At 50.6% G+C, this 11,867-nt stretch carries 12 protein-coding genes; 8 read left to right on the top strand and 4 right to left on the bottom strand.

Features of this window, described 5'->3' with window-relative positions; genetic code table 11:
• Positions 1-117 precede the first annotated feature (117 nt).
• Positions 118-453 (bottom strand): YecR-like lipofamily protein, encoded by a 336-nt coding sequence (locus GFC06_RS13740; protein WP_016153455.1) that lies wholly within the window; start codon positions 451-453, stop codon positions 118-120.
• 268 nt (positions 454-721) lie between these two features.
• On the opposite strand from GFC06_RS13740, the gene GFC06_RS13745 reads away from it, so the two are divergent.
• On the top strand, positions 722-1,360 hold the full coding sequence (locus GFC06_RS13745) for an RpiB/LacA/LacB family sugar-phosphate isomerase (protein WP_153690264.1): 639 nt from the start codon (positions 722-724) through the stop codon (positions 1,358-1,360).
• A 33-nt stretch (positions 1,361-1,393) separates the two neighbouring features.
• Here GFC06_RS13745 and GFC06_RS13750 read toward each other — a convergent pair whose 3' ends face one another.
• The gene (locus GFC06_RS13750) at positions 1,394-2,815 is read right to left on the bottom strand and encodes an MFS transporter (RefSeq protein ID WP_153690265.1); all 1,422 of its coding nucleotides are present in this window, start codon (positions 2,813-2,815) and stop codon (positions 1,394-1,396) included.
• A gap of 128 nt (positions 2,816-2,943) precedes the next feature.
• Here GFC06_RS13750 and GFC06_RS13755 point away from each other — a divergent pair, with 128 nt between their 5' ends.
• A complete protein-coding gene (locus GFC06_RS13755) occupies positions 2,944-3,195 on the top strand; it encodes a DUF2766 family protein (RefSeq protein ID WP_016153452.1) in 252 nt (83 codons plus the stop codon).
• A gap of 138 nt (positions 3,196-3,333) precedes the next feature.
• Here GFC06_RS13755 and GFC06_RS13760 read toward each other — a convergent pair whose 3' ends face one another.
• A complete protein-coding gene (locus tag GFC06_RS13760) occupies positions 3,334-3,837 on the bottom strand; it encodes a non-heme ferritin-like protein (protein ID WP_153690266.1) in 504 nt (167 codons plus the stop codon).
• 553 nt (positions 3,838-4,390) lie between these two features.
• On the opposite strand from GFC06_RS13760, the gene GFC06_RS13765 reads away from it, so the two are divergent.
• The 6 genes from GFC06_RS13765 (at position 4,391) to otsA (ending at position 11,259) form a co-directional block, all read left to right on the top strand.
• Entirely contained in the window at positions 4,391-4,948 is a 558-nt protein-coding gene (locus GFC06_RS13765) for a DJ-1/PfpI family protein (RefSeq protein WP_019077051.1), read from the top strand.
• A gap of 315 nt (positions 4,949-5,263) precedes the next feature.
• The gene (locus tag GFC06_RS13770; RefSeq protein WP_003034602.1) at positions 5,264-6,253 is read left to right on the top strand and encodes an arabinose ABC transporter substrate-binding protein; all 990 of its coding nucleotides are present in this window, start codon (positions 5,264-5,266) and stop codon (positions 6,251-6,253) included.
• A gap of 115 nt (positions 6,254-6,368) precedes the next feature.
• Positions 6,369-7,883 carry an arabinose ABC transporter ATP-binding protein AraG gene (araG, locus tag GFC06_RS13775; RefSeq protein WP_103766428.1) on the top strand — a complete coding sequence of 505 codons (1,515 nt, stop codon included), beginning with the start codon at positions 6,369-6,371 and terminating at the stop codon, positions 7,881-7,883.
• 14 nt (positions 7,884-7,897) lie between these two features.
• The gene (gene araH, locus GFC06_RS13780; RefSeq protein WP_047502108.1) at positions 7,898-8,884 is read left to right on the top strand and encodes an L-arabinose ABC transporter permease AraH; all 987 of its coding nucleotides are present in this window, start codon (positions 7,898-7,900) and stop codon (positions 8,882-8,884) included.
• 175 nt (positions 8,885-9,059) lie between these two features.
• Positions 9,060-9,863, top strand: a complete 804-nt coding sequence (gene otsB, locus GFC06_RS13785; protein ID WP_049283069.1) for a trehalose-phosphatase — start codon at positions 9,060-9,062, stop codon at positions 9,861-9,863.
• Complete coding sequence (gene otsA / locus GFC06_RS13790) at positions 9,838-11,259, top strand: alpha,alpha-trehalose-phosphate synthase (protein WP_047502112.1); 1,422 nt, start codon at positions 9,838-9,840, stop codon at positions 11,257-11,259. The genes otsB and otsA overlap by 26 nt, the downstream gene beginning before the upstream one ends.
• 17 nt (positions 11,260-11,276) lie before the next feature.
• Here the strand turns inward: otsA and uspC are convergent, their stop codons facing one another.
• Positions 11,277-11,705, bottom strand: coding sequence for a universal stress protein UspC (gene uspC / locus GFC06_RS13795; protein WP_016153445.1), 429 nt, complete (start codon positions 11,703-11,705; stop codon positions 11,277-11,279).
• Positions 11,706-11,867 lie beyond the last annotated feature (162 nt).

Here is an 11,867-nt window from a genome sequence, read left to right on the forward strand (position 1 = left end):
AATAATAAATTTATTTATTAAAAATGCGAATGGGAATAAAACGCATTAACGCTATTAAGCGGAGAATATAAATAATGAAAAGGCAGAAGACCAGCAATAATGTGCTGGTCGAAAATATTAATAATTGAAGGCAGGCGATTGGGATACCGCAACGCCGTGACACTGCCAGGCGAGCGTGATTTTGGTATTTAAGCACAGAGAACCGGCATATACGCTACAGGTTGATACCGGCTGACCAAACGCCATTGCGTTGGCATAACCCAGGCGCTGACACTCTTTGGTGGCTGTGCCTTGGGTCACGTAATCATCGGTACGCGCCGTTTGTAGCATGGCCTGGTTGTAGGTCAGGCGAACGACGCCGGTGATGGCACTGGCTTCGCTGACCTGCGCCTGTTTAGTAATAGTGCATCCTGTCAGCACGAGCGGCAAAAGGGCAAGGATAAAGGTCTTCATGTGATCGCTCTGAAAGTTCGGAGATAGGCTATCATGGCATATGTGGTGGTGCATCAATGGCTTGAATAGCCTGAAGATCACCTGCGATTAATCGCAACGACGTCATTTTATTGAGGCTATTCTGAGCTGTCTCAGAAAAAATGTGAGCACCTCATTATTTTATAAAACAAAATTTCATTAAATTTGAAAGTGAGTTTGCAAAATAGTAATGTGGCCTGAATGTTATGACTTTCAGCGGGCCTCCGCAGCGCATTCAGGAGATTACAGAATGAAAATTGCATTGATGATGGAAAACAGCCAGGCAAGCAAAAATGCCATCATTCATAACGAGCTTAAAGCCGTTGCGGATGAGAAAGGTTTTCCAGTGTATAACGTCGGGATGAGCGACGAAAATGACCATCATCTGACCTACATCCATTTAGGGATTATGGCCAGCATCCTGCTCAATTCCAAAGCCGTGGATTTTGTGGTTACGGGTTGCGGTACGGGTCAGGGGGCAATGATGTCACTGAATATACATCCGGGCGTGGTGTGTGGTTACTGTCTCGATCCGGCAGACGCATTCTTGTTTTCTCAGATCAACAACGGGAATGCGCTTTCTCTGGCATTCGCCAAAGGTTTTGGCTGGGGTGCTGAGCTGAATGTACGCTATATGTTTGAAAAAGCATTCACTGGTCGTAACGGCGAAGGTTATCCACCAGAGCGGAAAGAGCCGCAGGTGCGTAACGCGGGTATTCTGAACCAGGTGAAAGCGGCGGTGGTAAAAGAAAACTATCTGGACACTCTGCGCGCTATCGATCCTGAACTGGTAAAAACCGCCGTATCTGGTCCGCGCTTCCAGCAGTGCTTTTTTGAAAACTGCCAGGTCAAAGCGATCGAAGCGTTTGTACGCGAGATAGTTGGCTAAATCCTGTTGGCCCGGCGGTGTTCGCCTGCCGGGCTATTTGTTCTTGTTAGAAACCGCGCTTCCAGCATCATGGGCAAGCCGCAGCGTATCAACCATACCTACCAGACAAATAATCGCAATTGCGACAAAGGCCAGCCGGAAACTGATCCCCGGAATATTGCCTAACCCCAGCCATTCACTCACCTCTTCGCCGATACGGATCCCGATAGCGGCCAATGAAATGCCCAAGCCTACCGCTAATTGTGTTGCCGTACTGAACAGCGTATTGGCGTAGCTCATTTGTGGCCCGGGGACGTCCGCAAAGGCAAGCGTGCTGATGCCGGTAAACTGAATTGAGCGGAACACGCCGCCCAGATACAACACCAACAAAATAACCCACACCGGGGTCTGCGGCGTAATTAATGCACAGGCCAACAGCGCCAGGACGTTTAACGCACCGTTGATTAACAGCAGTTTCTTAAAGCCCAGCCAGCGTATCAACGGCGTGGTGGCAGGTTTTATCGTCAGATTGCCCACAAACACCGCCAGAACCAGCGAACCCGCGTGAAAAGCGTTCATGCCAAAACCGACCTGGAACATTAACGGCAGCAGAAATGGTACAGCGCTAATAGATGCACGAAATAGTGACCCGCCGTACAGGGTGACGCGAAAAGTAGGGACGCTCATGGCATCAAGACGAATCATCGGCCAGGTAGTGCGACGAAAATGATGCAGGGCAAACAGAAAGGTCACGGTTCCTAGCGCCAGCAGCCCGGCGGTTAGCCAGCCCTGCGGCTGCTGGGTTCCCAGTAACTCCATGGCATACACCAGGCTAACCATCGCAACTGAGGTCGCGATAAAACCCGCTATATCAAATGGACGGCGCTCGTCGTCATGAATATCCGGGATAAAACGTAGCGCCAGCGCGATCGCCAAAACTCCCAGCGGTACGTTAATAAAGAAGATCCAACGCCAGTTAGCATAGCTGGTAATGAATCCTCCAAGCGGTGGTCCGATGATAGGCGCGACTAACGCGGGCCAGGTCAGGGTCGCTATGGCGGTGATCAACTGATGTTTAGGCGTGGTGCGCAGTACCGCGAGACGGCCAACAGGAACCATTAGCGCGCCACCCACACCCTGTAAAATTCGCATTGCTACAAAGCTCTCAAGGCTTTCGGACAAACCGCATAAAACCGAAGCGAGAGTAAAAATCGCCAGTGCCAGGGCAAACACTTTTCGGGCACCGAAGCGATCTGCAATCCAGCCGCTGGCGGGGATAAGCACCGCGAGGGTGATCAAGTAGGCGCTGATACCAATGTTCAGGTCTACCGCCTGTACGCCAAAGCTTTTGGCCATGTCGGGTAGGGCTGTGGCAATCACCGTGCCGTCAATAAATTCCATAAAGAAAGCCCCGGCAACAAGTAATGCTGCCGGGGAAAGACCGCGTTGGTTCTCAACCGCTAACTGTTCACTCATGTTGTGCTTGCCATCTCAAAAGAAACTGACTGGACCTTTTTTATTTTCAGCGCATTTGTAATGTGTGCGCGGCTATCGTTTCGATCGCTGAATAGGTACTATGACGACCTTTCTATAAGGAGCTCACTATGTCCCAAACATTGAATGCCGATCAGGAACTGCTCTCGGACGTTGTTGCCTGTCAGCTGGTTATCAAGCAAATTCTGGATGTTCTTGATGTTATTGCCCCGGTAGAAGTTCGGGAAAAAATGTCCAGCCAACTGAAAAACATCGATTTTTCCAGCCATCCTGCAGGGGCCGATCCGGTCACTATGCGCGCAATACAAAAAGCGGTTGCCTTGATCGAGTTGAAATTCACGCCGCAGAATGAATCCCACTAAAATAAACCGTTGTTTCAGATTTTAGAAAGGTTTTTTTGCGCCTCGGAGAATGGGAGGCGCGTGCCAGGGAAAATCAGAGGTTGACCGGATAAGGTGCGCTGCATCGCTATCCGGCATTAACGCGATGAAAACTGAAGATTAGTGATGCTGGTAGTCAACGACGTTGAGCAAGTGCTTATCGGTTTGCGCCATGCACAACCCCGCGCGTTTGGCGCTGCGGACTTCATCAAGAATCGTCTGTAACAGCACGCCATCCTGCTGCTGCTCTTTTTCCAGGTCGTGAAGAAAATCAATGGTTGGCGCATCGTTTAATGCTTCAGCTTCATTGGTTAAACGCGAGAGTTTACTCGAACGCTGTTGATATTCATCCAACGTTTTCTGAAACAATTCTTCAAGGGAACTCAGTTCATCACCCGGCACATCCATGGCCTTGACGATGGGATTAGCCCCAGCACTTTTCATAAAATTGAACATACGCATCATTTGAGTCACGTTACCTTGCGCCTGCGTGCGTAGAAACGTGGCTGTACCTGTCAGGCTATGCTCGTAGCACCATTCGCTGAGATGCAGGTAAAGATTCGAGGCGTAGAACTCGAGATTCATTTGTGTATTGAGTTTATGAACAATTCCAACTGCAGCCATATCAATATCCTTATTTCCAGAAAGGGGGATGTACGTTACTCACGCCAGTACAGCGGGCTGCCGCTGCACTTCACCTCTACGTACAATTAAAACTGTTAGCAGAATAAATCCGTTCCGCCGGTCCTTTAGTGATCACGAATTATATTCGCTCCGATCGAGATTCAGCATAACGCTTGCCCTGGTATAAGAAAATCCTTAAATCTGCGTATTTATGTTTTTTTACATATTGTCATAACAGTATTCATGCTTCTGCTGTTTTGGCATATAGGTGACATGAATGTAAGGGGTTGAAATTTATGTCATTAAATGGTTTTCATGATAATGAAATGGTGTTTCATATCACAAAATTAAATTCCACAATAAGGTATTGTCTGGCATCTGATGATTATCTGCCCAAGTTGAAAGGCAATTTCACGATCGGGATGGATTAGTACAAATTATCTGATGGCTAATTTTTTGCGCCAGATCAGTTTTAATCAAATTGAGAAATTTAACAGTCTGCACTGGTCATCATTAATTGTTTCGTTTATGTGGATTAAGCAAGGAGTTACATATGAAGAAGGTTGCGGTGCTGCTGGCACCCGGTTTTGAAGAGGCGGAGGCGATTGTTACCCTGGATATTCTGCGTCGCCTGAATATCGAAGTCGAAACCCTGGCCTGCGCAGAGTCACGTGCGGTGGTGAGTTATCATGACGTACCGATGGTGATGGATAGCACGCTGGCCGCGCGCCAGACATATCTCTACGATGCCGTCGTATTGCCAGGCGGGCCGCAGGGCAGCGTTAATCTTGCCGCCAGTGAGGCGGTCATCCAGTTTGTATCTCGTCATGATCAGGCAGGAAAGCTCATTTGCCCGGTATGTTCTGCGGCCGCGCGCGTGTTGGGCGGCAACGGTCTGCTGAAGGGGCGTCGCTATGTTTGCTCAGGAGATCTGTGGCAAAACGTCACGGACGGGGAATATATCGATGCGCCGGTTGTTGAAGATGGCAATCTGATTAGCGGCAAAGGATTAGGGCATATTTTCGATTTTGCATTGACGCTTGCGGCGCGCCTGTTGGGAGATGACATTCCGGTTCGCGATCACGCTGACCACATTTATTACCGATGGTAATCATGTTCCCGAATGCTTCGGTATTCGGGAACAAGGATTCGTTGGCTGATGTTATGGATTAATTTGCTATCCCTCTTTTTTCCCGTCGACAAAACCGCGTTTTTTTATGTCATTTCCCGCTGAATTTATGTACGCAATTACTGTAATTCTGTGGTGTGATGCCGCTCTCTTATGGAGAATCAATTTCCCGCTAAAACTACTCTCAGCACTGGCATTGATCTTCTCACTAAAAGGTAATGCCTTGTTTTACGTCCGAATTACAAAAAATCGTCTGATTTTACCCTACATAAAAGAACGTTAAAGCTGGAGTTAACCATGCACAAATTCACTAAAGCGCTGGCTGCCATCGGTCTGGCTGCCATTATGTCACAATCCGCTATCGCTGAATCCATGAAGCTCGGTTTCCTGGTCAAACAACCGGAAGAACCGTGGTTCCAGACTGAATGGAAATTTGCCGATAAAGCCGGTAAAGACCTTGGCTTTGAGGTGATTAAAATTGCCGTCCCGGATGGTGAGAAGACCCTTAACGCCATCGACAGCCTGGCTGCAAGTGGCGCAAAAGGGTTTGTGATTTGTACGCCGGACCCCAAACTCGGGCCTGCCATTATGGCCAAGGCGCGTGGCTACGATATGAAAGTCATTGCCGTCGACGACCAGTTTGCTAACGCCAAAGGTAAGCCGATGGATACCGTGCCGCTGGTGATGATGGCTGCAACCAAAATTGGTGAGCGCCAGGGCCAGGAGCTGTATAAGGAGATGCAAAAGCGCGGTTGGGATGTGAAATCCACAGCGGTAATGGCCATTACCGCGAATGAACTCGATACCGCGCGTCGCCGTACATCGGGTTCAATGGAAGCGCTTAAAGCCGCAGGCTTCCCGGAAAAACAGATCTACCAGGTCCCCACAAAATCGAATGACATCCCCGGGGCATTCGATGCCGCTAACTCCATGCTGGTTCAGCACCCTGAAGTCAAACACTGGCTGATTGTCGGCATGAACGACAACACCGTGCTGGGCGGCGTACGTGCGACCGAAGGGCAGGGCTTCAAAGCGCCGAATGTGATTGGTATCGGCATCAACGGCGTTGATGCCGTGAGCGAACTCTCCAAAGGCGAAGCGACCGGGTTCTACGGTTCACTCCTGCCAAGCCCGGACGTTCACGGCTACAAATCAAGTGAGATGCTCTACAACTGGGTAACGAAAGGTGCAGAGCCACCGGCGTTTACTGAAGTGACGGATGTGGTGCTGATTACCCGCGATAACTTTAAAGAAGAACTGGCGAAGAAAGGCTTAGGCGGTAAATAACACAAATGCCGGATGCGACGCCAACGCGTCTTATCCGGCCTACAAATTGCGTACTCAGTAGGCCGGATAAGGCAAAGCCGCTATCCGGCATAAAGATCTGACTCACGGAGACGTTATGCAACAGTCTACCCCGTATCTCTCATTTCGCGGCATTGGCAAAACGTTCCCCGGCGTTAAAGCGCTCACGGATATCAGTTTCGACTGCTATGCCGGTCAGGTGCATGCGCTGATGGGCGAAAATGGCGCCGGGAAATCAACACTATTAAAAATTCTCAGCGGCAACTATGCGCCAACGACGGGATCTTTGGCGATCCGTGGACAAGAGATTTCGTTTGCGGACACCAATGCCGCGCTGAACGCCGGTGTTGCCATTATTTACCAGGAGCTGCATCTCGTCCCGGAAATGACCGTTGCCGAGAATATTTATTTAGGGCAGATGCCGCACAAAGGCGGGATTGTGAACCGCTCGCTGCTGAACTATGAAGCAGGTCTCCAGCTCAAGCATCTGGGCATGGATATCGATCCCGATACGCCGTTGAAATACCTCTCCATTGGTCAATGGCAGATGGTGGAGATTGCGAAAGCGCTGGCGCGCAACGCCAAAATTATCGCGTTTGATGAACCGACCAGCTCCCTTTCAGCGCGCGAGATTGAGAATCTGTTTCGCGTCATCCGTGAGCTACGCAACGAAGGGCGCATCATTCTGTACGTTTCGCACCGTATGGAGGAGATCTTTGCCCTTAGCGATGCCATCACCGTGTTTAAAGATGGTCATTACGTCAAAACGTTCACGGATATGCAGCAGGTCGATCACGACGCGCTGGTGCAGGCGATGGTCGGGCGCGACCTCGGTGATATTTATGGCTGGAAATCCAGACCTTATGGTGCAGAGCGCCTGCGTTTGCATGACGTCAAAGCCCCTGGCGTGCGTACCCCGATCAGTTTATCGGTGCGCAGTGGTGAAATTGTCGGATTGTTTGGACTGGTGGGCGCCGGACGTAGCGAATTAATGAAAGGTCTGTTTGGCGGCACGCGTATCACGGCAGGCCAGGTGTTTATCGATGAACAGCCTATTGATATCCGTAAACCGAGCCACGCCATTGAAGCGGGGATGATGCTGTGCCCGGAAGATCGCAAGGCTGAAGGGATCATTCCGGTCCATTCGGTGCGTAACAACATCAACATCAGTGCCCGTCGTAAACATGTTCTGGGCGGATGCGTGATCAACAACGGCTGGGAAGAGACCAATGCCGATCACCATATTCGCTCACTCAATATTAAAACGCCGGGCGCGGAGCAACTGATTATGAACCTCTCCGGCGGTAATCAACAGAAGGCTATTCTCGGCCGTTGGTTATCGGAAGAGATGAAAGTGATTTTGCTGGACGAACCTACACGCGGTATTGATGTGGGCGCCAAGCATGAAATTTATAACGTGATTTATGCCCTCGCGGCGCGCGGCGTGGCCGTGCTGTTTGCTTCCAGCGATCTGCCAGAAGTGCTCGGTGTCGCCGACCGTATCGTGGTGATGAGAGAAGGCGAAATTGCCGGTGAGTTACTTCATGAACAGGCGGATGAGCGCCAGGCGTTAAGCCTTGCTATGCCAAAAGTTAGCCAGGCTGTAGCCTGAATAAGGAGAGAATGATGTCTTCCGTTTCAACATCGGGTTCAGGTGCTGCAAAGTCGGCGCTAAATCTTGGTCGCATTTGGGATCAATACGGGATGCTGGTCGTGTTCGCCGCGCTGTTCCTGGTTTGTTCCCTCTTTGTGCCTAACTTTGCCTCTTTCATCAACATGAAGGGGCTGGGGCTGGCGGTATCGATGTCGGGTATGGTCGCGTGTGGGATGCTGTTTTGCCTGGCATCCGGTGACTTCGACCTGTCCGTTGCCTCCGTGATTGCCTGCGCCGGGGTCACTACAGCCGTGGTCATTAATATGACCGAAAGCCTGTGGATTGGCGTGGCTGCCGGGCTACTGCTCGGTATTCTATGTGGTCTGGTGAATGGATTCGTGATTGCGCGGCTGAAAATTAACGCCCTGATCACGACCCTTGCGACGATGCAGATTGTGCGTGGTCTGGCCTACATTATTTCCGACGGTAAGGCGGTAGGGATTGAAGACGAGCGCTTCTTCACTCTCGGCTACGCCAACTGGTTTGGTCTGCCGGCACCTATCTGGATCACGGTCGTCTGTTTCATCGTTTTTGGCTTGCTGCTCAATAAAACCACGTTTGGTCGTAACACGCTGGCCATTGGGGGGAATGAAGAGGCGGCACGTCTGGCTGGGGTTCCGGTCGTTCGTACCAAAATTATTATCTTTATTCTGTCCGGGCTGGTATCCGCCATCGCCGGGATTATCCTCGCATCACGTATGACCAGCGGCCAGCCAATGACCTCAATCGGCTATGAGCTGATCGTGATTTCCGCGTGCGTGTTAGGGGGCGTTTCGCTTAAAGGCGGCATCGGAAAAATCTCATATGTGGTAGCCGGGGTGTTGATTCTGGGAACGGTTGAGAATGCAATGAACCTGCTGAACATCTCTCCGTTCGCACAGTATGTCGTACGTGGTCTGATCCTGCTGGCGGCGGTGATCTTCGACCGTTACAAGCAAAAAGCGAAGCGTACTGTTTGATGATTTAAACCCCAACTTTTTAGTCTAGCTTTAGCTCATCGCCAGCCGCTACCCGGCTGGCGATTGTTTTTCCAAATGGCGAGCATGGTCACACTGTCTATACTTATATCCGTCATACATCATATATACGGCGCGATCCGCGCGGCGTACAGACCATGATGAGGAGGATAACCGGGTGACAGCATCACTGATCTTACCCCCTGAACAATCTGCAAGCTGTGCTTATTTTTTTGATCTCGATGGGACACTGGCTGAGATCAAACCTTATCCAGACCAGGTTGTTGTCCCTCAGACAATCCTGCAGTTATTACATCAGTTGGCGACGCATAATGCGGGTGCGCTGGCATTGATTTCAGGGCGCTCGATGGTTGAGCTTGACGCGCTTACCACTCCCTTTCGTTTTCCGCTCGCCGGAGTGCATGGGGCAGAGCGCCGTGACATCAATGGTCAAACTCATATAGTGCGCCTGGCTGCGGCAATAGAGCGCGAAGCAGGAGAGCTATTAAGTACCGCCTTGGCGACGATGCCGGGTACAACGCTTGAAGCAAAAGGGATGGCGTTCGCACTGCACTATCGCCAGGCCCCGGAACATGAAGCGGCGCTAATTAATCTGGCTGAGCGCATCACGCACAGATGGCCGCAGTTGGCTTTACAGCACGGAAAATGCGTTGTGGAGATAAAACCAAAGGGTACGAACAAAGGCGACGCAATTGCCGCATTTATGCAGGAGGCACCTTTTGCCGGACGGATCCCCGTTTTTTTTGGTGACGATCTGACGGACGAAACAGGATTTGGCGTGGTTAATCGCGCAGGGGGCATTTCCGTGAAGGTGGGGAATGGAACGACGCAGGCGACATGGCGTCTGGATGGCGTGAGTGATGTCTGGCACTGGCTGGAACAAATTAACTCTTCGCAGCAAGAATCGAAAGCAACGAATAACAGAAGAGGTGGCTATGAGTCGTTTAGTCGTAGTATCTAATCGTATCGCCTCACCCGATGACAAAGGAAGCGCAGGTGGGCTTGCCGTCGGTGTGCTGGGCGCGTTGAAGGCTGCTGGTGGCCTGTGGTTTGGCTGGAGTGGGGACACGGGTAATGAGGACAAACCATTAAAAAAAGTCACGCGTGGCAACATTACCTGGGCTTCGTTTAATTTGAGTGAACAGGATTACGAAGAGTATTACTGCCAGTTTTCTAATGCGGTTTTATGGCCTGCATTTCATTATCGTCTTGATTTGGTACAGTTTCAGCGTCCTGCATGGGAGGGCTATCAGCGGGTGAATGCCTTGCTGGTAGATAAACTGCTGCCGCTGCTCAACGATGACGACATAATCTGGGTTCATGATTACCATCTGTTGCCGTTTGCCAGCGAACTGCGTAAACGCGGCGTGAATAACCGTATCGGTTTTTTCCTGCACATCCCTTTTCCGACGCCGGAAATCTTTAATGCCTTACCCCCACATCAGATGCTACTTGAGCAGATGTGTGATTTTGATTTACTCGGTTTCCAGACCGAGAACGATCGTCAGGCTTTTCTGGATTGTCTGGCAGCCCAGACTCAGGTAACCACTCAGAGCGAGCAGCACCACCGTGCATGGGGAAAAGCGTTTCGTACCCAGGTCTATCCCATCGGTATTGAGCCGGATGAGATCGCCCGCCAGGCTTCCGGACCTTTGCCGCCGAAGCTGGCGCAACTGAAAGCAGAACTCAAAAATGTGCAGAATATCTTCTCCGTTGAGCGTCTGGATTATTCTAAAGGTTTGCCGGAGCGCTTTCAGGCCTATGAGGCTCTGTTGGAACACTATCCGCAGCACCACGGTAAAATTCGCTACACCCAGATAGCGCCAACTTCGCGTGAAGAGGTGCAGGCCTACCAGGATATTCGGCACCAACTGGAGACTGAAGCGGGGAGGATTAACGGTAAATATGGGCAGTTGGGCTGGACGCCGCTCTATTATCTGAATCAGTACTTTGATCGTAAATTGCTGATGAAAATCTTCCGCTACTCTGATGTAGGGCTGGTGACGCCGCTGCGAGATGGTATGAACCTGGTTGCGAAAGAATTCGTGGCCGCGCAGGATCCTGCCAACCCCGGCGTGCTGGTGTTATCGCAATTTGCCGGGGCCGCGAATGAGCTAACTGCCGCGCTTATTGTTAATCCTTATGACCGCGACGAAGTGGCTGGCGCATTAAACCAGGCTCTGACGATGCCGCTTGCTGAGCGTATCTCCCGCCACGCTGAGATGCTCGAAACTATCATTAAAAACGATATCGACAACTGGCAGGCGAGGTTCATTTGCGATCTGGAAAAAGTCATCCCACGTCAGAGTAAACAGCCATTGCCAGACAACGTTTCTCCCTGCACTAAACTGGCGTAACGCTCAGAAAACGCAGGTCAATCTCCAGCCAGTGGAACCAGCAGAACATCCACGTGGCTGGCACCGATCACGCTTTTTGCTGAGCAGGACGCGCGCGAAAAGAAGCTGTGGTTATGGTTGCCATAAATGACCAGATCGACCGCGTGTTTACGGCATACATCCAGAATATGTTCATTCAGTGCCCCATAGGTAATAAAGGTATGCTCAATGGGGTACTGTGCTTCTTTGCTGAGCTTGTCGATAAAATCCTGAGTCTCCTCTTGCATCACTTCGCGCAGGTCCTCCAGCATAGGTGCTGCAAACTGATTATACAGTTCAGGGTCTGAGACCAGGGTTATCAGGCTAATACGAGCGTTGACAGGGCGAGCGATGGAAACCGCCTTGGCTAACAACTGCTGGCTTTCAGGGGTGGCGGCAACGGCCACAAGAATGTGTGTATAGCTCATAACTCGCTCCTTTTTTCAAGAATTATGAGAGGGTTTCTCAGCATTGCTCGGCTTACTCCATACTGCAACGTTTCCTTCCCGGATAGTGTGAATGTCATCATGCTTATTCATTAATTATTCTTATAAATAGAATAATTGCGTCATATAACTTGTAAATACGTT

Source organism: Citrobacter braakii (assembly GCF_009648935.1).
GTDB lineage: Bacteria > Pseudomonadota > Gammaproteobacteria > Enterobacterales > Enterobacteriaceae > Citrobacter > Citrobacter braakii.